The 25,126-nt window shown below is 36.0% G+C and carries 21 protein-coding genes and 1 pseudogene; all 22 read left to right on the top strand.

Annotation, left to right across the window (positions count from 1 at the left end; translation table 11 throughout):
• Positions 1 to 24 precede the first annotated feature (24 nt).
• The gene (locus BQ8014_RS01220; protein WP_080902760.1) at positions 25 to 1,272 is read left to right on the top strand and encodes a hypothetical protein; all 1,248 of its coding nucleotides are present in this window, start codon (positions 25 to 27) and stop codon (positions 1,270 to 1,272) included.
• Between the two features lie 264 nt (positions 1,273 to 1,536).
• On the top strand, positions 1,537 to 1,848 hold the full coding sequence (locus tag BQ8014_RS01215; protein WP_139785046.1) for a hypothetical protein: 312 nt from the start codon (positions 1,537 to 1,539) through the stop codon (positions 1,846 to 1,848).
• Positions 1,845 to 3,356 carry a PepSY-associated TM helix domain-containing protein gene (locus tag BQ8014_RS01210; protein ID WP_080902758.1) on the top strand — a complete coding sequence of 504 codons (1,512 nt, stop codon included), beginning with the start codon at positions 1,845 to 1,847 and terminating at the stop codon, positions 3,354 to 3,356. The genes BQ8014_RS01215 and BQ8014_RS01210 overlap by 4 nt, the downstream gene beginning before the upstream one ends.
• A gap of 501 nt (positions 3,357 to 3,857) precedes the next feature.
• Positions 3,858 to 4,239 (top strand): annotated as a pseudogene (locus BQ8014_RS19580) (tyrosine-type recombinase/integrase); the annotation flags it as partial.
• A gap of 2 nt (positions 4,240 to 4,241) precedes the next feature.
• Positions 4,242 to 5,282, top strand: coding sequence for a serine hydrolase domain-containing protein (locus BQ8014_RS01200; protein ID WP_080902757.1), 1,041 nt, complete (start codon positions 4,242 to 4,244; stop codon positions 5,280 to 5,282).
• 81 nt (positions 5,283 to 5,363) lie between these two features.
• On the top strand, positions 5,364 to 5,525 hold the full coding sequence (locus BQ8014_RS19975) for a hypothetical protein (protein ID WP_160150002.1): 162 nt from the start codon (positions 5,364 to 5,366) through the stop codon (positions 5,523 to 5,525).
• Complete coding sequence (locus BQ8014_RS01195; protein WP_080902756.1) at positions 5,510 to 5,971, top strand: GNAT family N-acetyltransferase; 462 nt, start codon at positions 5,510 to 5,512, stop codon at positions 5,969 to 5,971. Before BQ8014_RS19975 ends, BQ8014_RS01195 begins: the two co-directional genes overlap by 16 nt.
• A 249-nt stretch (positions 5,972 to 6,220) precedes the next feature.
• A complete protein-coding gene (locus BQ8014_RS01190; RefSeq protein WP_080905745.1) occupies positions 6,221 to 6,817 on the top strand; it encodes a DJ-1/PfpI family protein in 597 nt (198 codons plus the stop codon).
• A gap of 318 nt (positions 6,818 to 7,135) precedes the next feature.
• A complete protein-coding gene (locus BQ8014_RS01185; protein WP_234997952.1) occupies positions 7,136 to 8,551 on the top strand; it encodes a site-specific integrase in 1,416 nt (471 codons plus the stop codon).
• Positions 8,552 to 8,585: 34 nt separating this feature from the next.
• The gene (locus BQ8014_RS01180; protein WP_080902755.1) at positions 8,586 to 10,190 is read left to right on the top strand and encodes an RNA-binding domain-containing protein; all 1,605 of its coding nucleotides are present in this window, start codon (positions 8,586 to 8,588) and stop codon (positions 10,188 to 10,190) included.
• Between the two features lie 10 nt (positions 10,191 to 10,200).
• Entirely contained in the window at positions 10,201 to 10,953 is a 753-nt protein-coding gene (locus tag BQ8014_RS01175; RefSeq protein WP_080902754.1) for a hypothetical protein, read from the top strand.
• Between the two features lie 142 nt (positions 10,954 to 11,095).
• A complete protein-coding gene (locus BQ8014_RS01170) occupies positions 11,096 to 11,401 on the top strand; it encodes a helix-turn-helix transcriptional regulator (protein WP_080902753.1) in 306 nt (101 codons plus the stop codon).
• Positions 11,391 to 12,581, top strand: coding sequence for a primase-helicase family protein (locus BQ8014_RS01165; protein WP_080902752.1), 1,191 nt, complete (start codon positions 11,391 to 11,393; stop codon positions 12,579 to 12,581). The genes BQ8014_RS01170 and BQ8014_RS01165 overlap by 11 nt, the downstream gene beginning before the upstream one ends.
• 200 nt (positions 12,582 to 12,781) lie before the next feature.
• The gene (locus BQ8014_RS01160) at positions 12,782 to 13,723 is read left to right on the top strand and encodes a toprim domain-containing protein (protein WP_080902751.1); all 942 of its coding nucleotides are present in this window, start codon (positions 12,782 to 12,784) and stop codon (positions 13,721 to 13,723) included.
• A gap of 139 nt (positions 13,724 to 13,862) precedes the next feature.
• Positions 13,863 to 14,231, top strand: coding sequence for a MobC family plasmid mobilization relaxosome protein (locus tag BQ8014_RS01155; protein ID WP_080905743.1), 369 nt, complete (start codon positions 13,863 to 13,865; stop codon positions 14,229 to 14,231).
• Positions 14,206 to 15,123: a relaxase/mobilization nuclease domain-containing protein gene (locus tag BQ8014_RS01150; RefSeq protein WP_080902750.1), complete on the top strand. Its 918-nt coding sequence runs from the start codon at positions 14,206 to 14,208 to the stop codon at positions 15,121 to 15,123. The genes BQ8014_RS01155 and BQ8014_RS01150 overlap by 26 nt, the downstream gene beginning before the upstream one ends.
• A gap of 80 nt (positions 15,124 to 15,203) precedes the next feature.
• Positions 15,204 to 15,797 (top strand): hypothetical protein, encoded by a 594-nt coding sequence (locus BQ8014_RS01145; RefSeq protein WP_139785045.1) that lies wholly within the window; start codon positions 15,204 to 15,206, stop codon positions 15,795 to 15,797.
• A gap of 100 nt (positions 15,798 to 15,897) precedes the next feature.
• The gene (locus tag BQ8014_RS01140; protein ID WP_080902748.1) at positions 15,898 to 17,748 is read left to right on the top strand and encodes a site-specific DNA-methyltransferase; all 1,851 of its coding nucleotides are present in this window, start codon (positions 15,898 to 15,900) and stop codon (positions 17,746 to 17,748) included.
• Positions 17,749 to 17,750: 2 nt separating this feature from the next.
• Positions 17,751 to 19,019 carry a DNA methyltransferase gene (locus tag BQ8014_RS01135; RefSeq protein WP_160150001.1) on the top strand — a complete coding sequence of 423 codons (1,269 nt, stop codon included), beginning with the start codon at positions 17,751 to 17,753 and terminating at the stop codon, positions 19,017 to 19,019.
• Positions 19,020 to 19,023: 4 nt separating this feature from the next.
• The gene (locus tag BQ8014_RS01130) at positions 19,024 to 21,249 is read left to right on the top strand and encodes an ATP-binding protein (protein WP_080902746.1); all 2,226 of its coding nucleotides are present in this window, start codon (positions 19,024 to 19,026) and stop codon (positions 21,247 to 21,249) included.
• Positions 21,249 to 22,439 (top strand): hypothetical protein, encoded by a 1,191-nt coding sequence (locus BQ8014_RS01125; protein ID WP_080902745.1) that lies wholly within the window; start codon positions 21,249 to 21,251, stop codon positions 22,437 to 22,439. The genes BQ8014_RS01130 and BQ8014_RS01125 overlap by 1 nt, the downstream gene beginning before the upstream one ends.
• A complete protein-coding gene (locus BQ8014_RS01120; protein WP_080902744.1) occupies positions 22,440 to 25,094 on the top strand; it encodes a restriction endonuclease in 2,655 nt (884 codons plus the stop codon). It abuts the gene before it with no gap.
• Positions 25,095 to 25,126 lie beyond the last annotated feature (32 nt).

Raw genomic sequence — 25,126 nt, 5'->3', positions numbered from 1 at the left:
TATTAATTTAAATAAATTTTCACAATGCGTAAAAATCTAAAAATAAACACTTTGCTCCTTCTGTTTATAACAGGAATATGTTTATCTGCTTGTTCTGATAATGACGATACTCCCACCGTACAAGAAGATACTACCAATTATTATGCTTTGCTAACCGGAGATATGACTACTTCTCCTTATGTCGGCTATGCAACAACTTATACGGAAATACCTTCGGGCAGTATTGACAATGTTAAATCAGGCTCATTAGCTATTCAAACCAATGGGATGCAAAGTTTCGGTAAATGGGTATTTAAACGTTCAAGTCTGGCAAGCCAAAGTAAAGATGATTTGATCAGATATTCTGTCGATGCATCCGGAAATCTCAAAGAAGATGGGCGAATTTCTTCTGGACTGAATTCGAATTATTATATTTACAATGATACTCTTGGTTTCTATCTGGATGCTGATCGAAGTCTCTTAAAGATACAGAAATTTAACCCCTCCAGTATGGAACGTTCCGGAGATATCGATTTGAGTGCTATTCGCGATCAGCAATATGGTTATCAAGATATCGGAACATCCCTCATTGTAGCAAAAGAAGGTAAACTGTATGTAGATATCTTCTCTAATAAAGAGAACGAAAAAGGGAATTTTTTCATTAACGAACCTTTGGGGTTTGTGCAATTGGCTGTGGTTGATATTGCAAGCGGGAAATATGAAAAAACGATTCGTCGTGAAAATATCAGTTATATCGGATATCCCGGAAATGAAAACCAAATGTGGGGTTTGGGAGATGATGGTGCATTGTACTTTTGTTCGCATGGTTTTGGTGCAACCGGAGCGATTAACGGATCTGCGATTGTACGGATTAAAAAGGGAGATACTGATTTCGATAAAGAATGGATTATTAAAGCTGACGATTATACAAAAGGAACATCTTTTGGAACTGTGTGTGTAAAGGATGATAAGTTATATACTTCAATGAGTTCCCAGGCCCTTGCTTTTACTACTTTATTAACTGATGTTTCCTATAGCTATTATGCATTTAATAAGGAAAACATCGCACAAGGTCCGACCAAAATATCCGATATTCCATTAACAACTTATCCTTTCCAGTGCGCACAATCGATAACTGCTATCGATGACAAAGTTTACTTTAGAGTTGTGAACAATGCAGACAAGAACGGATACTATGTTTTGGGTGATAATAATACAGCGACTCAGGTTTTCAATGTTGCTTCCGGAGGAGTTGTATGGGGATTTTGTAAACTTGTAGTAAAAGCAGATTAACCGTTCTTTATTAGTTTACTATTCCGGATTCTTAATAAAGGAGGGTATTAAAAAGGTTCCCAGAAATACGAATAACACTTAGTATCCTCCTGTTATTACATTAATGGATCATTTAATTCGTAAAAAAAAGATTACAAATCATTCAATAAATCAATAACTACTATGCATACAACAGTTAAAATAGTTTTTTACTGGATATTAATCGGAGTCTGTTTTATCCTACACAATTCGTTACATCAGTTTGAAATTTATTATGGAAAAAGCATGGATATTGTAGACGCAGCCGGGGTGATTCCTTTAGGAGTACATATCTTTACAATATTGGTATCAACCTCACCTTTTATCCTTGCTTTATTGTTTTTAAATTTTTCTTCTAAAGGATTATCGTGGGGGGCTTTAGTCTGGAGTATTCTATTTTTGCTTCTGAACGCTGCTCATTTGATAGAGGCCATTGCCGTTGAAAAACCTTTTAATTTGTCTCAAGCCGTTTTATTATCACTCATTGTAATAATCAATGTTTTACTTATCCTGACTTTATGGAAGTATACTAAACCGGGGAAAAAAGAGGAGGCATGACTATTAAGGAATGGGCAAGCCACCAACGCAAATGGTGGGGGAAATGGCATCTTTATTTGGGTTTGATTGCCGGTTTAATTGTTTCTGTTGTGGGACTCACCGGAAGTATTCTTGTTTTTCAGGACGAAATCGATCAAAAGCTGAATCCTGAGTTATTCACTGTCGAGGCGAATGGTACATATAAAGATTATGGAGAAATTCTGCCATTGGTAAAAAAACTTCACCCGGAACTGTCGGCAGAGTCCATTATGATAAATAAAGGGACGACGAATCCAACCTATCGGATTTTGAAAGATGGTTATCAAACGGAGGTGTTTATTAATCCTTATACCGGTGAAATCCTAGATTCTCGTCCTCGTTTTGGCCGTTTTATAGGTTCCGTGATGGATATCCATCGTACTCTAATGATCCCCGGTGTCGGACGTTATATCGTGGGAGCAGCTTCATTGATTTTGTTGATTTTATCGATTACCGGTATTCGTTTGTGGCTTCCTAAAAAGATACGACAGATAAAATCATCACTGACAGTGAAATTTTCGGCCTCATTTACCCAACAAAATCGTTCCTGGCATAATATTTTGGGAGTATTTACTTTTCCGGTAGTATCGATGCTTTCATTAAGCGGATGTGTTTTTGTGCTTAATATATTGATTTTACCGTTGATGTTGATGTTTGCAGGGAGTTCCCCTCAAATATTGATGAATATCTTTGGAGCTAAATCAAATTATTCAGTCGAATATCAATCACTTCCACTATCCAATATTTTGAATTCTTTTCAGAAAGTAGAACCAGAAGCCACTGTTACAGCCATTATATTTCCTAGAGATTCTACAGGTGCATATTTAATTAATGCTCAAAAACCTGCTAAAATGGCTGAAGGACGAAAAGTTCTTTCTACCGTTGATCAATATTCGGGTAAAATTCTTTTTAATTCAGAAACAGATCTGCCTAATATAGTACATGCCTACCTTTCATGGATACAACCTATTCATTACGGTTCGTTCGGAGGGATGATAACACGCATATCGGCTTTGATCGGAGGCTTGATCCCACTTGTATTAACAATTACCGGATTTTTCATTTGGTGGCCGCGATATACGGGTAGAAAAAAATATAGAGAGAAAAATAAAGGTCGAGCACCCAAAGAAAAGGGGGAGCAGGTTCTCCTCGAGGTTAATGTATGGAGGTTCTTTGTCAGTCAATTGAAAAAAGGGATTATATATGCTTTATGGATTTTACCGATTACCTTTCTTTCAGGAGGATTATATGGATTATTGGTTGGAATAGTTTGGCAACCGGCTTGTTTTGCTGTGATATTCTGTAGTTTTTTAGCTACAATCAATTTTGCCGTATCTTTGATAGTACTTCTCTTTAATCTTTTGTTTTTGGTACCATTTAAAAAGGGAAAACGATATATTTTAAGATATTTTGCATGGTCAATGTCTATTTTTATACTGTATTTAATCGCCTATTTTTTCTTTTCCAATATCAATATTTGTAGATTTTGATTTTTATAAAGTTTTCTGTAGAAAAAGAGAGATGTTACTTATTTTAAGTGTCAGTTATATGCTTTCGGTATAGGTTTACAGAACTATTGCTATACTCGTAATCTCATTGTTTTTTTTGTTTAATAAACTGTAGAGGGTATTTCGCTTTACTAGATATATACTTACTGAATCGAACTTGATAGATTCAAGATCTATCAACTTTCGCCTGGGAACAATTTGGAAACATATGAGCAAAGCAAAATAATAATTGATCAATCAATTAGGCTCTCATCCTAATCGTACCCAGAGCAGATACATAACCTATTAAATAACATCCAATAAAAAGAATATAAATTACTATATATTAAATATTTAATCTAATATATAAAATTGAAATTTTCCATTAATTTGAGCGTTTTATGCTATTTTTTTCATCTTTTTACACCCCAATTAAATTATTATTTTACCTTTGCCAATAAGAGTTAAGAAAGAGAATATAACCTCAAGATCTAACTAAGATGGCTAAGATTCAAACAAAAACCAAAGAAAATCCCAAATTACAGCAAAAACTCCATCGTTATTATTCCTCTTAGCCCAACTTTACTAAGTCTTATCGGAGAGAAGCCAAAGAAAGATGACTTTATATTCACACTACCGAGTCATACGGGTTGTTTGAAAGCACTTAGAACGTGGGTAGCTCGTGCAGGAATAGATAAGCATATTACTTGGCACCTTGCTAGGCATTCATTTACTGTTAATCTATTGGGAGAATACCAGACTGATATAAAGACCCGTAGAATCACTTTTAGGAGATAGTGGACTGAAATACACTGAGAAATATACCCGTGCGGTAGATTCATTAAAAGAAAAAGCTGTAAATTCATTGCCGGAAATTGAATTATAGAGATGAACATTAGAAAATACTTACTATTTCTTTTATTTTCTGCTCCAATAATTTCGAATGCTCAAATATTGGATATTAGAAAAGAAATTGACTTAATCACTAAGTCAGAGCCAAACAAACCGTTCAATGGAGTAATTCTTATAGCCGAAAATGACAGTATATTATATAGAAAAAAATTTGGGTATGCTGATTTACAAACGAGAGACTCATTAACATGGGAAAATACATTCATTATAGGCTCAATTAGCAAACAAATCACAGCCGCCTTAGTATTGCAAGAGGTCGAGAAAGGAAATATAAGATTAGACAACCATATTTCCGCCTATTTGCCTGATTTATCGCAAGAATGGAAAGATACAGTTACAGTCCATCAATTATTGACTCATACTCATGGTATTGTATCTATAGATGAACCCTTAAAATTTGTTGCAGGTACTAATTTCGCCTATTCACAAATTGGGTATCAGTTATTAGCTAATATATTAGAGAGAATTAATAGTGATTCCTTTGCAAATATAACCTCTCGCCTTTTTAAGAAATGTGGAATGAATAATACATCTCATCCGATTTTACATAATGGCTCTCATCTTGTAAAATGCTATACGGAAGATAAACCCGGAGATATTCAGGAACAATGTCCTGATAGTGTTTATGTCCCTGCCGGCGGGTTTATTTCAACAGCAGATGATTTATTGTTATGGAATAAGAATTTGTTTCAAAAGGATTTATTAAAGAAAGAGACACTAGAGATTATGGTTTCTCCATATAAAAATGCGACTAGAAATCATCCTATATTTGGATTAACTTTATACGGCTATGGCATAACAATTGATAGTACAAATGACTTATTACAATTAGGACAAACCGGGTATTTGCCATATTTTGTTTCTATGAATTATTATTTTCCCGAATTTAAAACAAGTGTAATTGTTCTAGAAAACATAAGCTATGGGAATAATTTAAAAGATACATTCTTTCATCATACTCAAATTTTAAATGTTGTCAGAGATTATCTAAAAAATAAAAAAGACCTAAATGAATAAAGGTGAAATAATAATATATCAAACACCTGATGGTAGGACTACATTAGATGTTCAATTAGAGCATGATCACTTGTTATCGTAGTGAAAGGAGAAGCTAAAGTATTGTTTGAAGACAAAACTCAGATAATAGCAGAGAATAATTCTTTTATTGTAGATGGTAACAGACCTCACTCTGTTTGGAATAATACTTCTGAAACAACTATAATGATTGGTAATAATTTGAAGATATGGCGAAAGAAATAATTGAATTTAGACGGACAAATTCTGAAAACGAAGATTTTCTAAAACTGGTTATTGAGCTGGAAAAGCATTTGACAAATGCCGACGAAGAGGCTCATTCTGAATGCAAACGATACAATAACCTTGAAACTATAAAACATGTCGTTATTGCATACATTGGCGGAACAGCAATTGGTTGTGGAGCAATCAGAGAATATGATGCAGATACGATTGAAGTAAAAAGAATGTTTGTATCCATAGCTGCAAGGGGACAAGGTGTCGGAACTAAGCTGTTGATAGAATTAGAAACATGGGCAAAACAATTAGGATTCAAAAAAAGTATTTTAGAGACCGGGAATATGCTGCCCGAAGCTGTAAGATTGTATAAAAGGAACAATTATGTTCAGATTCCTAATTATAGGCAATATAAGGATATGGAAAAAAGTATTTGTTTCGCAAAAGAACTGTAAGTCAATAAACGTTAGAATCTTAATAATTTATACAATAATAAAGCATGTTACAGTATTTTGAAACTCAAACCATAAATATAGAAAGACATGTTTTTAAGACAATTTCAATATGCTGAAGATAATTATATGTTAGCTTATTGGACTAGTGATCCTAAAATTCTATCGCTATATTCCGAGCCAATATGTATTGCAAAAGAAGAAGTGGGTTAGATGGATAGGACTTTTAACAAATTGATAATTCTGAAAAGTATGCAAAAAAAGAAAGTATTAGTGTTTCTAGCAAAGGGATTTGAGATAATGGAATTTAGTGTTTTTGTAGATATTATTGGTTGGGCTAGAGTTGATTATGGACATAATTTATTCGTTGATACATGTAGCTTTACTGAAAAAGTTATAAGCACTTTTAATGTACCTGTAATGGTAGATAAAACCATTGGAGAAATAAATGTTGACGAATATGACGCCTTAGCAATACCTGGTGGGTTTGGGGAATTTGGTTTTTATGAAGAAGCATATGACGAAAGACTCCTAAAATTAATTAAGGAATTTAATGCAAAAGGTAAAATTATTGCAACAGTTTGTACTGGAGCATTCCCTTTAGGAAAAAGTGGAGTTCTTAAGAATCGGAAAGCAACTACTTACCACTTAAAAGACGGATATTGGCAAAAAAAGCTGAAAGAATTTGGAGTGAATATTGTGAATGAGCCAATCGTAGTTGATGGTAATATTATTACGTCTTATTGTCCTGCGACAGCTCCAACTGTTGCATTCGAATTATTAAAAATGCTGACCTCAGAAGAAGAAATGGCAGTAATAAAAAAAGCTATGGGATTTGATCAAGGATAGAAGAGAATGATTAGGTAAATGGGATCAACCCGAAATGTTTCAGTCATGCTTCAGTAATAAAAATAAAAAAGAGCTATAATCAATTAAGATTCAGCTCTCTTTATCATTTACTTTCGTACCCAGAGCCGGTTTTGACAAGCCCAAAATAAGGAAAACATATAAGATTGAAAAAGAACTATAATTATTTGATATTTAGTGATTAACGATTGAATCTGATTGATTGTGTTTGGATGCTATTTGAGTACTTTTCCAAAAATGCGGACAAATTGCGGACACGGAGATCGTATTTTTTCGAGGAATAATCTTACCTTTGAAGAAATGTTTTTTGCTATGGCTCAGACGAATTATTATTTAGGTAAAGCGGTTAATAGTGCAGGAGAATCGGAAATAAACTTGCGACTATACGTGTCTCGGGATATTCGTATTCGGGCAGCTTCCGGCATTTGGGTTGACCGCAAGCGTTGGGGAAAGAAAAATGACATCAATATTCCTTTAATACAGGGAGAAGAAAGAGAGCTATTACTTGAAAAACGCTCTAAACTCAAAGCTCTGACCGATTATCTCGAAAATATAATAAACACAAGCGAGGACAAGAGTACAATAGATAGACCTTTCATTGAAAAACAAATAAAGAAGTTTCATAAGCCTACTCGCAAATCTGTTGCTCCAACTGAAGAATCCTTCTTTGATGTGATGGGAAGATATCTTTCCACTCACAAATTATCCGTAGCACGCCAAAAGAATTTCAAAGTAATAATGCGAAGTTTACGCCGTTTTGAGTTATTCAAGAAAAAAGAAGGACATAGAGGATTTAAGATGTCATTCGCCAACTTATCAGTAGATCTGTTACACCAGATTGAGGACTTTCTTGGTAACGAAAAAGATGCGTTCCTGAAATACCCTGATATTTACGAAGAGATTCCATATTCGACTAAAGTAGCGGTTAAAACACCAAAAAGAAAACGTCCACCTCGGCTGGATGAGAACGGTAATGAAATTCCTAAAGGTATGCCTAAGCCTCGTGGACAAAATTCAGTCGCAGATATGATGCTCCGCTTCCGCAGTTTCATTATTTGGGCAAATGATAACGGGTATACATCCAATAATCCGTTCAAACATTTTACTATCGGAGAAATCGTTTACGGGACACCCATATATATTACTAATAGGGAGCGGAACAGGCTTTTGGAAACTGATTTGTCCGATAACAAAGAATTGGAAACCCAGCGTGATATTTTTGTTTTTCAATGTTTAATAGGCTGTCGGGTCAGTGATTTGTATAAAATGACTTATAAAAGTATTATCGATGGCGCTATTGAATATATTCCGAGAAAAACAAAAGAGGACAGGGCGATAACAGTTCGTGTACCGTTAAATGATACAGCCAAACGACTAATAACCAAGTATCAGGATTATGAAAGAGGAAGTCTTTTTCCATTCAATACGGAGCAGGACTATAATCGCAAAATAAAAGAAGCCTTTAAGAGAGCCGGACTTGACCGTATGGTTACGGTTCTTGACCAACAAACCCGTGAGGAAATTCAAAAACCTTTATACGAGGTGGCTTCCTCTCACATGGCGAGACGCAGTTTCATTGGGAATATCTATAAAAAAGTCAAAGATCCGAACCTGGTAGGAGCTTTAAGTGGCCATAAAGAGGGTAGTAAAGTTTTTGCACGATACCGGACTATTGATGACGACATGAAAAAAGAATTAATCGGTATGTTGGAATAAATAACTACTTTTGTGTTAAATTTCAGAGTATAATATGATTACAAGAGAGGAAATAAAGGCTCTATTGAAAGATATTGAAAACGAACGTGTAGAAAGAACAATATCAACAAAAGATACCGATAAATTTGCAAGGGCTGTTTGTGCCTTTGCAAATGACCTGCCTAATAAAAGACTTCCGGGTTATCTCTTTATCGGAGCTTATGATGACGGTTCATTGAGTCGGTTAAAGGTGACGGATGAGTTATTGAGGAATTTGGCAGGATTACGTTCTGATGGAAATATAACGCCTCAACCGGCATTGATGGTCGAAAAGTTTTCATTTCCTGATGGCGATATCGCCGTTGTCGAAGTAAAACCGAGCAAGAATACTCCCGTGAAATATAAAGGAACGGTGTATATCCGTATCGGGCCGAGACGGGGAGAGGCAAACGACGAAGAATTAAGAATTTTGAGGGAAAAGAGCGAAATAAAATCACAAACATTCGATACCTCTCCATGTTTACATACCACCATTGATGATCTGGATTTAGACCTGTTCAAATCTGAATATCTCCCCAAAATGGTAAATGCTAACATATTAAAGGGAGATAAACGGGAAATAAAACAACAGTTGGCATCCCTAAAGCTATTCGATACGGTCCAAGACTGTCCGACTGTTGCCGGTATCCTCCTCATCGGGAAAGACCCTTCTCATATTCTTTTTGGCTCCTATATTCAGTATGTCGAATTTGCCGGAAAAAGCATAACATCCAAAGTGCTGAATGAAAGGCAATTTTCAGGGAACATTATCACACTGTTGAAAGAAATAGATTACTTCATCAAATATACCATTCAGAAGCAACGTCCGGTGTTCGTCACGGTTTTACGGGAAGAAATGAAGATCAATTATCCGTATGAAGCAATAAGAGAGTTGGCTATGAATCTTATCATGCACCGTACGTATGAGACGAATGCTCCGGCTCGATTTTATGAATATTCCGACCGGATTGAAATGGATAATCCGGGTGGACTTTACGGTAAAGTACAACCGGAAAACTTTCCTCATGTAAATGATTACCGTAATCCTGTTATTGCTGAAGCGATGAAAGTACTTGGATATGTAAACCGTTTCAACAGGGGAATAAGTATGGTACAGGAACAGTTAGAAGCAAACAAAAACGGCTTGGCCATATTTGACTTTAAAGATATTACTACATTCAAAGTAACGGTGATGAGCGCCGATCCTAAACTAGAAGGAAAAGTAAGTGGTGCAGATGAGGCAAAAAGTGGTGCAGAAAATGGTGCAGAAACAAAGAGAAATGTTTCTGATAAACAGCTGGTTGTAGGAGATGAACATAATGATCATCTAAGTCTTGGTGCAGAAAGTGGTGCAGATGAAGCAGAAAGTGGTGCAGAAAACATAGGGCATGGCACAGATGATACAGATCGTGATACAAAAAATGATACAGATAAATTGACCTCACGAGAGGCTGAAATCGTTTTACTAATAAAAAATGATAATTCTATATCAAGGAAAAGAATAGCCCAAAAATTAAGTATAGGTACAACTACTGTTTATAGATACATTGAATCTCTTAAAGATAAAGGTATTATTGAACGTATTGGAGGAAACAAAGGCGGTTACTGGAAAATAAAATAATTCTACAGTCATGGATTATCGTAAAATCAATAGCCATATCATTCTACTCCTGATAGTTTCTATTGTCGGTTTGACAATAGCTATGGTAGGCAGATTGATTGTCCTTGAAAAAGGAATTGATACAGGTACGGCAAATTTGACCTTTGTGATTATCCTTGGTATGTGCGTTATTGCGTATCTGATTATCCTGGCAACATTGTCTCATGTTATTGTCCCGTGGATTATGAAAAAACTGCCGAATAAAAAGAACACGGCTTCAACAATCACAGATGATAATGTTTCCAATGAAACAACGTTTGACGGAACAAGCTGTAGTCAAAAAGGAAAAATGCCGGAGCAATCCATAGAAGAAATAAGGAAAGACGCTGAAAAGCGCCATATAGAAAAGCAGAATGCCAAAATCAATCTTTTTATTGAATATTCGCATGTAGCGATGGCTCCTTATATAACGGACGACGAATTATTACGGCTCGATAAGTACATCGAGTATTATGCAAGAGAAGAGCCTTTACCCGATAATCTCATCCCGATCAAACCCAATAAGTTAAAAAATCCCGATATGTTTCATTTCGGTTGGAACATGACCCATTATTTCGACCATAAGAAACAAGATGTCGTTCCGTGGCTTCAGCAAGTTTTCATCGATTTGCAAGATCTTGAATATTCCTATGTAAAAGGCAAACTTCACGACTATCAAACCAAGAAACATATCATACCCAATATTGACGATATTCCCAAATATTTAGCGGAACACAATAAGTAAAAACATTCATTTTCGGAGATAATGGAGAGATTTTCGAGAGATTTCAAGTGATTTGAATCTCTGAAATATCTCTCTTTTTATTTGCCTCGGATTCAATTGAGTCCGGAAGCAAATTATTGTATAACTAAAAAAAATTCCGATTATGAACTATCGTGATTTATTGAATTCCGGGGCGAATGTGAGTGTAACACTCAAACTGGAAGATCTGCGGGAAATCTTTAGAGAGATGGCGGGCAGTCTTAAGTCCGTACCCAAAGACCCACCACCCGAAGAGTTCCTAAGCCGTAAAGAGGTTTTATCTATTCTTAAAATTGATTCTTCTACTTTGTGGAGTTGGGAGAAAACAGGTTACATCAAATCATTCCCATTTGGAGGACGAAAGCGGTACAAATCTGTAGATGTCGAAGCAATACGCACCGGTAGGAAAGGAGTACGTCATGGAAGATAAAGAAAAATATATCCGTGTCGGGACAACCTTGTATAAAATTGTTCGTCGTCCGCTGATCAGTGGCGATTATATTGAAGAGAAAATCCTCTGGAGTTATGAAGCGCTGCGTCAAGATTATGGAAAGAATAATCTCCCCGAAATTGAAAAATACGATGGCTTTTGCATTATTCCGAGCCATATAGACTACCAACAGGTTTATGGAACTTTTCTTAACCAATATGAGCCTGTCAATCATACGCCTTGCGAGGGTGATTTTCCTTATATCCGGCTATTTCTGGAACATATTTTTGAAGAACAGATAGAGTTGGGGTTGGATTATATTCAACTTTTATATACCCGGCCAACACAGATACTTCCCATTCTTTTACTGGTTTCCAATGAAAGGGAAACAGGCAAAACAACGTTCCTGCGATTTTTGAAAATAATTTTCGGAAAGAATGCCACATTCAATACGAATGAAGATTTCAAAAGTCAGTTCAATGCCGATTGGGCAAACCGCTTGTTGGTTCTGGTCGATGAACTTCTTCTGAATAAGATGGAAGACACCGAAAAGATAAAAAACTTATCAACCGCTGGCGACTATAAAATCGAGGCCAAGGGAAAAGATCGCCGGGAGATTGAATTCTTTGCCAAATTCGTTCTTTGTTCCAATAACGAAAAGAATCCGATTATTATTCCGAAAGAAGAAATTCGTTTTTGGGTTCGCAAAGTCAAACCGGTTGAAAAAGATATAACTTCTCTAAGAGAGTTGATGACAAAAGAAATTCCCTGTTTCCTGTATTTTCTTATGAACCGGAAGCTATCTACCCAAAACGAATCCCGTATGTGGTTTAAACCCTCATTACTGGAAACCCCCGCCTTGAATAAAATCAAGAAGTATAATTCGAGTAAAGTTGAGATTGAAATGGCTTCCTATTGTGCCGACGTTATGGAACGCCTCGAACTAAACACATTTCATTGTTGTCCGAAAGACTTTTTGGATATTATGCGGAATGCCGGACTGAAAACGGATATTTCTCAAATCCGAAGCATTTTGAAAGATAGTTGGGGGCTTCGTTCTGACCGTAACAGCGACTATACTTTTTATTGGGTTGGTTTTGACGGGGAGATACATCCAATGAAAAGAAAAGGACGGTATTTGGAGATAGAGAAAAATTTGGTGGATAAAATCCTGTTGTAATGTTTTCTTCTTATCGCTAATTAGCTAACAATCAAAAAGAACATAATAGCAACAAAACCGCAACAATCATACAACAAAATCGAAATTGTCGGTAACCATCAACAACGAAAACGTCGTTTGTTGTGTATATGTTGAGCCTATAATTTAGTGGAATACTGTAGAATATCCCAACCCTACAACAAATCAACAAAAATAGAAATATGCAAGCAGACAATATAAAAAACATACCCATCCGGGATTACCTGAAAAATCAGGGAACTTATCCTGCAAAAGAATATTCCGGTTACGGAATGTATAAAAGTCCGTTCCGTGACGAACGCACGCCGAGTTTCAAAGTCGATTACAACCGGAACCTATGGTGCGATTTCGGAAGTGGTGAAGGCGGAAGCATCATCGATCTGGTGATGAAACTGAACAAATGCCCGTTCATTGAAGCAATTGAGCAATTGAAAAACTTTTCATCCATTCCCGAGAAAGAAGAACAACAATCTTTTTCCTTTCATCGGAATCCTGAAAAGAATAACGGGATCATCCTGATAGAAGAAAAACCGGTGGAACACCCCGGACTGTTGGAGTACCTGCAAAGCCGAAAGATTGATTTAACCATCGCAAGGGAACATTGCCGGGAGGTACATTATCAAACCGGGGGACGGGAGTACTTTGCCATCGGTTTCGCCAACGATGCGGGAGGGTATGAAATACGCAACCCCTCTTTTAAAGGCTGCATAGCGCCCAAGGACATCACCCACATCCGGCAGGACGATAGAAAGGAAACCTGTTTTCTTTTCGAAGGCTTTATGGACTATCTTTCCCTGCTCACTATCCGGCAGCAACTCAATCTGGAATATCCAAGTTCCAACTGGCACGACAATATCATACTCAACTCCACGGCCAACCTGCAAAAAGCATTGCCATTATTAGCGGACTACGGACAAACGTATTGTTTCCTTGACAATGACAAGGCAGGGATGACCGTTTTCAGGGAACTGCAAAAGGAACTGGGTTACCGTGTGCGTGATTCCTCACACCACTATTCAGGGTACAAGGATTTGAATGAATATTTGTGCGCAGGGAAGCATTTGAAACTCCGCCAAGCCCTAAAAAAGCCAATCCAAAAACGAAAAAAAGGACTGGGAATTTAATGCTGCAAAAAATGGGATGTATCATGTTTTTTGGAGTAGCAAGTTTATGTTTTGGTAGTACCAAAACCCACTTGCTCCCCTAAAAGGGAGAAATAATCCCGCTGGTCTGGAATTGAAAATCATGATAAAAATTAAAAGTATGAATGCTATAAAAAAAGGAGGCCGCCCTGCCAAGAAATTGGGAGAAAAACGCAGGTACACGGTCAGCGTGAAACTGGACACGAGGGAATACCTTTCGCTCAAAACAAAAGCCAATTCTGCGGGAATTACCCGCAGCGAATTTATCCGGCAGTCCATATCCCGGAGCGTAATCCGTTCCCGGTTAACCCCCGAACTGAACACTCATATCCGCAAACTGTCCGGCATGGGGAACAACCTGAACCAGATCGCACGGAAGGCAAACGCCGGGGGATATACCAACGCACGGAGCGAATACCTCTATCTGGCCGACAAGATTGACAACGTAATAGAAGATATCCGGGATGATGGCAAAGATCGTAAAGGGTAATTCTTTCAAAGGTGTAGTAAACTATATCATGGATAAGGAGAAAGAGGCTCAAATCCTCGATGCCGACGGATTACGGATGAAAGACGTTTCGTCCGTCGTTGTGAGCTTCGTAACGCAGGCAGGGATAAATGGTAGGGTATCGAAACCGGTCGGGCATATCTCCCTTGATTTCTCTGCACAGGACAAAAGGAAGCTAACCAACGAAGTCATGGTGAAGATCGCACATGATTATATGAAGCGCATGGGTATCAACGATACGCAATATATCATTGCCAGGCATTTTGACAAGGAACACCCGCACATCCACCTTGTCTTCAATCGGGTTGACAACAACGGCAAGACCATTTCCGACAGTAACGACCGTTACCGGAGCGAGAAGATCTGCAAGGAATTGACACGGAAGTATGGCTTATACTATTCCACCGGCAAGGAGAACGTAAAGCAGCACCGCCTACGTGAGCCGGACAAGACCAGATACGAGATATACGAAGCCCTTAAAACTTCCGTCCCCAGATGCAAGGACTGGAAACAGTTGATACGTGAACTTGACAGGGCAGGAATTAAAACGGAGTTCAAAACCAAAGGGAATACCAGCACCGTAGAGGGAGTACGGTTTAGAAAGGGAGAGTACACGTTCAACGGCTCGAAAGTGGACAGGATGTTCAGCTATTCGAAAATCGACTATCAATTGAAACAGAACGCCAGACAGTCCATACAGCAGAATCAGGCACAATCCCAATCGGCAACAGTAAATACGGGAATAGAATCCATCGCATCGGGATTAGGAGGACTGTTTGACATCCGACCGGCAAACGGGAACAATGACGATCAGGAATATCTGTACCGGCAATCGAAGAAAAAGAAGAAACGCAAATATGGACGGCAGATGTAATCTGCACGGGGTGATAAATTAGTATTTCAATGTATCAAAGCAATAATACAACAAGATATCATTATAATATTACGGAAAAAATGAAAAATATAGACGTAAATGAGATATACACGCTTTTTGAAGAAATCAGGGAACTTGTAAAGGCAGGGAATAGGAACAATACCGCCAGTCAACCTGAAATTGAACTGCCGGACTTGTCGGCCATAGACGAATTATCCTACAAACTGGATGAAGTGATTGGAGAAATCCGCAAGCCGGTAAGGACGGAACACCACCATATTTTCAGTATTGCTTCCAATAAAATATTTTATGGAGTAATCGGATTATGTATCTTGTGCCTGTTTCTTCTTTTCACCGCATTCTACCAGCGAAAAGAAATCGCCACCTATAAGGATAACGATTTAAAATACCGCTATATTCAAATGAAGGGGGAAATCACACCTGCAGATGTAATTGCTCTAGACAGCATTTTCGAGAATCGGAGGGATAGCGTGAGAGTTATCCGTAAACAAGTGGAAACTTTTGAAGAAAAAGTGAAACAACGAGCAAAACTGATTGAACAGGAAGAGCGTTTGCAGGAGGCGAAAGAAAGATTGGAGGGAAAATCGAACTTATCGGATGTCAAAATGAAATATAAATATGCAATAAATTTGTTTTGTGTTTTATATTGCTGATTTTCTGAAATGTATGTTTTATTATAAGATTTGATTCATACTTTTTAATTGGAAAATAATTCTTAATTTTGTAGAATAGACTTGTTATATTTTTTTAGAAATGAACGGAGAATCGCTAACGCCTCATAACGTGATAATTACCCAATTAAAGCAACAACTACCCGAAGTCTTTACCGAAGGGAAAATTGATTGGGAAAAATTAAAGGTGACACTCGGAGAGAATATTAATTTCTCCAATGAACGCTATGTGCTGAACTGGGCTGGTAAAAGTGAAGCATTCCGTGTAATGCAAGAACCCAGTTATCAAACGCTCATTCCGGTTGAAGAGGACTCTGTTGATTTCTATGGAACTGAAAATATCTTTATCGAAGGTGAAAATTTGGAGGTGCTGAAAGTATTGCAAAAAAGTTATTTCAGCAAAGTGAAAATGATATACATTGATCCTCCATACAATACGGGTAATGATAGTTTTATTTATCCTGACCGTTTCTCGGAAACTAAAGAAGAATATCAAAAACGTGTAGGAGATAAAGATGATGAAGGATATATGACAAGTGAAGGGATGTTCCGACGCAATAGTCGAGAGAATGGGCAATACCATAGTAATTGGCTCAATATGATGATGCCACGCCTTTATTTAGCCAAAAACTTGTTGCGAGAGGACGGCGTAATTTTTGTTTCCATAGACGATAATGAAGTTCATAATCTCCGTTTGTTGATGAATGAGATTTTTGGGGAGGAGAATTTTCTTGTCACTATTACTCGCCGTACTAAATCAGGTGGAGGTAGTGCGTCTCATCATTTTGCTATAGAAAATGATTTCTTAATTGGGTATTCAAAAAACAAAGATAGTTTAGGGAAAGTATTTGTTCCATATGAAAAAGAATATGCTAAGAGATATGCATATGAGGATGAGTCGGGTAGGTACTTTTGGGATACTATGGAAAGATCTTATACTGCAACAACCCCATACAAAATAGAGGCTCCGGATGGTCAATTGTTAGAAGGAAATTGGTTCAGAAGTGAAGAACGTTTTTTAGAAGATAAGAAGACTGGGGATATTAGGTTTGTTAAGAAGAATGATGGATCTTGGTCAGTTCAATTTAAACAAAGAATGCCATTAGGGAAAAAAATACGTTCTATTTTTAGTGAGAATGAGTTTAAATCCAGTCAAGTAGATTTAGATGGATTAGGAATGAACAATATTTTTTCTTTTCCAAAACCTGTATATTTGATCCAGTATATTGCAAGAGGTTTTCTACAAGAAAGTGATCTTATTCTTGATTTTTTTGCAGGTAGTGGTACTACTGCTCATGCGGTTATGCAGCTTAATAAAGAGGATGGAGGCAATCGTAGATTTATTTGTGTTCAAATGCCCGAACCCTGTGAAGAGAAAAGTGAAGCATATAAAGCTGGTTATAATACAATAGCCGATATTGCCAAAGAACGTATCCGCCGTACCGGAAAAAAAATACAGAAAGAAATTGCCGAAGAAAACCGGAAAAATAAAGAAAAACTTGATTTCGACAAATCAAATGAAGATATAAAATTGGATACTGGTTTTAAAGTATTCAAGCTATCCGTGAGCAACTTCAAGCAATGGAGACAATCCCGACTTCATGATTCCCAAGAATTAACAGACCAACTAAAATTATTTATCGACCCTATTGCAGAAAATGCGATAATTCAAGATATGGTGTATGAACTTTTGCTGAAAAGTGGGAAAGACCTGAACAGTCGGGTAGAAAATAACGATGGTTATTATTTAATTGACGGCAACGAACTGGCATTTATTCTGGAAAAGGTGAATGAACAGATAATCATGGAGGTGTTGAGCGAATACCCTAAAAAAGTTATTGCTCTTGACCGTATTTTCAATGGAAACGACCAACTTAAAACCAATACCGCCCTGCAAATGAAAGATGCAGGGGTGGAATTTAAAACGATATGATTATGAAAGAGATATTTGAAAAAGTAGACTTTGATCATATTGAAGTAGATGAAAGATGGTGTTTTAAAAATGTACGTTCTACTGAACAATGGACGCATGGGTATCATAGATATCCGGCAAAGTTTTTGCCGAATATTGTGAAAAAACTAATTGAGGAGTATGCAATTGATGACAGTATGATTGCTGATATTTTTGCCGGATGTGGAACTACACTTGTTGAGGCAAAAATTCATGGGAAACCGTCGATAGGAGTTGATATTAATCCTGTTGCAAAATTAATTACTCAAGTTAAAATTCGTCCATTACTTCCGATGGATTTGCACATAGCCTATGAGAATCTCCTAAATGTTTTTGACACCTTCAATGATGCCGATTTTCGGTATAATGAGACTCACGAACGAATTGATTATTGGTTTCGACCACAAGAGAAAGTAAAAATAGCTTTTTTGTATAAAGTAATTTCTGATATAGATGAGACTGACTTTAGGGATTTCTTTCTGGTATGTTTATCAAATATATTGAAAAACTCTTCTCGTTGGTTACAATCGAGTACAAAACCCCAGATTGATTCGAATAAAATCCCTTCAGAACCTTTTGAGGCTTTTAAGCTACACTGTAAAAAAATGATCAAGCAAAATGCAAGCTATTATAAAGAACTGCATAGTAAGGGTTTTCTGAATACATCATGCCAAATAAAATTACAAGATGCAAGAAATACTTCACTACCTAGTGATACAATTGGTACGATTATTACTTCTCCTCCCTATGTTACGTCTTATGAATATGCCGATATACATCAGCTAACAGGGTATTGGTTTGATTATATAGAAAACTTATCTCTATTTCGAAAAGAGTTCATTGGAACTTTTTATTCAAACAGCCAAGTGACGGAGACAACTAGTAGTATAGGACAAGAAATTATTGATGATTTGGTTGTAAAGGAAAAAAGGAAAGCATGTGAAGTCGCCAATTATTTTAATGATATGTATAATGTGGGTAAGGAGATGTTCCGAATTCTTAAACCCGGGGGACACGCTTGTATTGTAATTGGAAATACGATGTTTAAAGGGGTTAAAATTAAATCTGCAGAAGTATTTTTTGAAATGCTCATAGATGTGGGATTTTCAGAAGAGAAAATAATAAAAAGAAGTATTCCGTACAAACTCATTCCGGCTATACGTGATAAAACAACAGGGAAATTTACTACATTAGATAATAAGAATAGTAAGTTGGTATATCCTGAGGAGTATATTTTGATTTTAAAGAAATAAATATATGGCTATAATACAACAGGATAGTATGCCCTTTAGGCCTTATGCAAGGCTTATGAATATTATTGGAGACCAACTGATTACAGACAAGAAAGTCGCTGTAATTGAAATAATAAAGAATAGCTATGATGCAGATGCCAAGTCGGTAAAAGTCAGGTTCATAAATATGCAAAATGTTAATTATAATGATTTGCCGATTGAAGACCAGGCTTATATTGAAATAGAGGATAATGGTGTAGGGATGTCATTGGATATTATTCAGAATGTCTGGTTAAGACCCGCAACGCCTAATAAATTAGATAAGAAGAAGAATAAACAATTAAGAACACCTCTTGGAAGAATTATTCAAGGTGAAAAAGGTATAGGGAGATTTGCAATCCATAAGTTAGGAGAGAAAATTCATTTATATACAAAAGCAGAAAATGAAAATGAGATTAAGTTAGAGATGAATTTTTCTGAATTTAATCCGGAAAATAGTAATTTGTTTAATCAACGAGCTACAGAATATAAATTGCTAGAAGATGTTTCAAATAATTGGTATGTAAATGATCCTCCTGAAGTAATAACGTCAAAATCAGGTACGATTATTAGAATATATAATCTGAGGGAGCAATGGACAGAGAGAGATTTTGAGGAATTATATAAAAATATACAACGTTTAATACCTCCTGTTGATGATAATGCCAAAAATTTAGGTGTTAGCTTTATAAGTGACTTTAATGTTGATTTGTATAAAGAGGGTAAATTATATACGAGAGAGGATGTAATGACTTTCAAAGACGTCATAGAACGGGCGCAATTTACAATGATAGGAAAGGTTGATAATGATGGAGTTTTGGATTTTAAGTATAAATCAACAGTTCCCTTGCGTAAAATAGATAAAACTATTGATTTATTTGATCAGAATGATTTAGACAATAATAACTACTCTTTAGTCGGACTAAAATGGTTCATCGATAATGGACGGAAACCGAAATGTGGCCCTTTTAGTTTCACATTTTATGCCTTTGATTTGAAAAAACCAGACAAAACTATTCTAAACGAAGATCTAAAGACTTTTATCAAGGAAAATTTCGTATTCGTGTTGAGGGATGGGGTTCGTGTTTATCCATATGGAGAAAAAGGGATAGACTGGTTAAACTTAGATAAACTTCGTTCTACTTTTAGGGCAGGCCAATTTATTAGCTACAATGATTTAACTGGCTTTATTTATATTAGTCAGGAAAATAATCCCGATTTGAAGGATGCGTCCAACAGACAAGGGATTGTAAACAATGGCGGACGATTTGATGACTTCACCAATTTAGTTACTGCAGTAACAGAAATATTTAATACAGAAATAAAAATAGATAAGCTTAAAGGGGAAATTCAAAGAAAGACGTTGTTAAACAAATCAAAGAGTTTTCTGCAGGATTCTTTTGATCAATTGCAGAAGTCATTGACTAAAATAAACGATACAAAAACATTATCCCTTGCAAATAAATTTATAGACACGTATCAAAAACATTTATCTGTTATGGAAGGACGTATGGAAACGGTAGAAGATTTAGCTGGCTTAGGCATGGCAGTGGAAAAATCTTCTCACGATTCTTTAAGGCTTCTCTCTTTAATGAGGCAAAATATCAAAGATTTTAGGAAAAAGGTAGAGAAGAATGATTATCAGCAAGAAGAATTATTATCTATATTATCAGAATTGGATGAAAGTGCAGCTATTGTATATGATGATATGCAGTTGATTCAACCGCTTTTCAAGATTCAGAGAAAAACCATAAAAGAAATCTCTATATCTGATAGCATAGCCAAAGTTATTAAGTACTTCAGAAATGATATTGATGGAAAAATATCGCATGACATCAAGCAATCAATTGGGGATTTATTTATCAAAACCAATGCGGGATTAATTTTACAGGTATTAATTAACCTTGTGGATAATTCTATCTATTGGTTGAATAAATCAGGAACACCTAATAAACAATTACATTTTTTGATTAATTCATCCGAAAAAACCATTATCGTTGCTGATAATGGTTCTGGAATAAGAGAGGATATTGCTCCCTTAGTTTTCGAAGAATTCTTCTCCATGAAATCGAATGGTCGAGGGTTGGGACTGTATATTGTCAGGGAACTTTTATTAAGAATCAATGCTGAGATAGCAGTTTTAGAGAACCCCAAAGATAAAATCCTTTCAGGAGCAAACTTTATTATTAAATTTAATGAGGAGGATAAATAATGAATGGTGTAATATTATATGCTGATGACGATGTCTTGAATGATGGAACATATGAGAATAAACTTTTTCAAAAATTTAATAGGAGCCTTGACTATTCTATCCTTCCAATAACAAATATATCAGATCTTGAGAAAACGATATCATCTATTTCCACTTTTCGAGCCTTACTACTCGATTGGACTTTTAAGAAACCAAGCGAAGATGAGGAGATGCCGGAAATGAATGAGAATCCGTTAGATATTTTAAGGAGTAAAAAAATATATTCTCTTGTGTATATATATTCGAGAGAAGAGTTGGCAAATGAACTTCAAGAAGAATTAAAAGGGATATTTGGAACTGAAAAGATTTATTTCGAGAAGAAAGCAAGTGATTTTGATGAAGAGCAAGAATTTGCAAAGATTTGTAGCGAAATAGCCTCTTTCGAAGATAAGAATAAACATATGGAAATTCCATTTATTTGGAGTCAAAGTATAAATCAATCAGTCCAGATGATTTTTTCTGAATTGGAACAAGCAGATCCAAATTGGATAAGTGAGATTAAGGACACTGCGAAGGAAGATAAATCAGACCCTGTTTCTGAGGTGATAAATATATTTCACAATGTTTTAAATGAATCTTTGATTCAAGATACAGTTCTTCGAGAAATATTAGAAAAAGATCAAAATCCTGTTAATGGATCAACAGAAGAGAGTGCTGCACGTTTGTATTATAGAATTTTTTATTCAAAATTGAATGAAAATGCTCCAATAATGACAGGAGATATATTTAAATTTGATGATAACGAATATGGTCTTTTAATAACTCCAGAGTGCGATATTACAGATACAGAAAAAGAATTTTATGAATTCTTGATTATTATGAAGGATAAGTCAAAGGAATATCAGGATGAGAAGAAAAAGAAATTTATCAAAGATCAGAAGTCAGTAAAATCGATATTTAATAATGGCATTATAAGTCGACATATATTACCTTCGTTTCCATTTGATATTCAACAGTATGATGCAGTTGCTTTGATTAATTTTATATCAGCATTTGTATCTAAGAATAAAAATGAAATAAAGGAATATCGGACAGAGTTTAAACTTAATTCACCCTATATCCATCAATTAAGACAAAGGTATATAGCATTTTTGGGAAGATATGGTGTTCCTGCCATTCCTGACAGTTTGAGAACTTATAATTTAAAGTAGATGAAACTTCATTTCGAGTCCAATCTTCAGTATCAACTTGATGCGATAAGTTCGGTTATCCGACTCTTCGAGGGGCAGCCAATCGATTATTCTACTCTGGAATTTGGGGTAAAAGAAGATAATGCATTGAATTTTATTGATGGTATTGCCAATCGTTTAATACTTTCCGAAGATCAGATTTTAAATAATCTGCAAATAGTGCAGAGTGAAAATCAAATTCCAATATCTAAATTTTTAGAAGGAATGAACTTTTCGGTTGAGATGGAGACAGGAACAGGAAAAACCTATGTGTATCTCCGTACCATATATGAACTATACAAACAATATGCTTTTAAAAAATTTGTAATTGTCGTTCCTTCTGTTGCTATACGAGAGGGTGTTCTTAAAAATTTGGAAATTACCCATGAGCATTTCCAGAATTTATATGATAATGTTCCTGTGAATTTTCGTGTGTACGATAGCACAAAAATATCATCATTACGAGGGTTTGCAACAGGTAATAATATTGAAATTATAATTATCAATATTGATTCTTTCGCTAAGGATGAGAATATTATCAATAAACCGAACGACCGTTTGAACGGACAGATCCCTGTTGAGTTTATCCGTGCAGCGAATCCCATTGTGATTGTAGATGAGCCTCAAAATATGGAGACCGACAAACGCAAGAAAGCGATTGAGAATCTCCATCCGCTTTTCACGTTACGTTATTCCGCAACCCATCGCAACCTATATAATCTGATTTATAATCTGAATCCTGTAGTGGCCTATGATTTAGGATTGGTAAAACAGATTGAAGTAGAATCAGTTATCGAAGAAAATTCTTCTAACGATGCTTTTATTTCAGTTGAGAGTATTACTGCTGCTAAGACCAAGGTAACAGCAAAAATATTCATAAACATAAACACCCTGAATGGTGTGTCAAAGAAGGCCATCAATGTTAGGGCAGGAGATGATTTATATATTCTCTCCAATGAAAGAGAAGTCTATCGAAACGGTTATATAATTGAAGAGATTGATGCTGCAAATGGGTGTATAACACTCTCGAACGGAAATATCCTTTACAAAGGAGCGGTACAAGGAATCCTGACCGATGAGCTGATGAAATTCCAGATGCGCAAAACCATAGAAGAACATTTAAAGAAAGAATTAAAATTAAAACCAAAAGGAATAAAGGTTCTGTCGCTCTTTTTTATTGACCGGGTTGCAAATTATAAAGAGTATTTGCCTGACGGTAATTCCTCGCAAGGAAAATTTGCACGGTGGTTTGAAGAAATTTATGCTGATTTAATATCGAAACCCGTATTTAGGTCTCTTGATGATTATCAGATTCAAGAGATTCACAAAGCTTATTTTTCCCAAGATAAAAAAGGAAAACTGAAAGATACATCTGGTGAAACGCAGGCTGATGATGATACGTACAGCCTTATAATGAAGGAAAAAGAGAAACTTTTGAATGTTAATAATCCGCTCCGCTTTATCTTTTCTCACTCCGCTTTACGTGAAGGATGGGATAATCCGAATGTTTTTCAAATATGTACACTTAATGAGACAAAATCCGAAATGAAAAAGCGGCAAGAAATAGGCCGTGGATTACGTTTAGCGGTTGATGCAGAAGGGCGACGTATTTATGATCCGAATATTAATCGCCTAACTGTAGTCGCTAATGAATCTTATAGTGATTTTGCCAAAGCATTGCAACAGGAAATCGAGGAGGATTGCGGGGTAGCATTTGAAGGTCGGATTAAGAATAAGCGTGAACGTACAGCGGTAAAATATCGCAAAGGTTTTGAAGCCGATCCCAAGTTTTTGGAAATATGGGAACGTATTAATAAGAAAACAACATATCGAGTGTATTTTGATACCCCGCAGTTGATTATTACGGCCTCAAAGGCAATAAAAGATTTACCAACCATACTTCCACCTTCCATCCGTTCTACCAAGGTTAATGTATTTATGACTGATTCCGGAATAGAGACCTCTTATCTTGGAGACAAAGTGGAGCATTATGGTAACTTTAGATGGGAGATTCCTGATGTATTAGGGTATATTCAAAGCAAGACAGAGCTTACACGCAGCACACTACTACAAATACTTGAAAGATCGGAAAGGATAAACGACATTCTTATTAATCCTCAATTGTTTATGGATTTGTGCTCGCAAGCTATTCGACGAGTTCTGTCCGATTTAATGATAGACGGTATAAAATATCAGAAAATAGGTAATTCAGAATATGAAATGAGATTGTTTGAGGAACAGGAATTAGAAATATATCTGAATGATTTCTCTTTTAAAGTATCAGACACATCCAAGACGCTTTATGAGGAATATATTCCTTTAGATTCAACAGTGGAAAGTCAGTTCGCAAAAGATTGCGAGAGTAGTGAGCAAGTGAAATTTTATTTTAAGCTACCAAGATGGTTTACCATACCCACCCCAATTGGAAGTTATAATCCTGATTGGGCAATTGTTTTCGAGGGTAACACAAAGGTATATTTCGTGGCTGAAACAAAAGATACGGGAACCAAATCTGTAGATTTATCGAAACTCCATAAAAGCGAACAGTTGAAGATAAAATGTGGTAAAGCTCATTTTAAACAGTTTGATGATGTAGAGTACAAAGTTATAACTAAAGTTAGTCAACTAGTCAACTAGCCCATATATTTGATTAACAAACTAAGCAATTA

The sequence above is a fragment of the Parabacteroides sp. Marseille-P3160 genome (assembly GCF_900162725.1).
Taxonomy (GTDB): domain Bacteria; phylum Bacteroidota; class Bacteroidia; order Bacteroidales; family Tannerellaceae; genus Marseille-P3160.
Note: the sequence above shows the minus strand (reverse complement) of the source record. Positions and strands in the feature narration are given on the sequence as shown.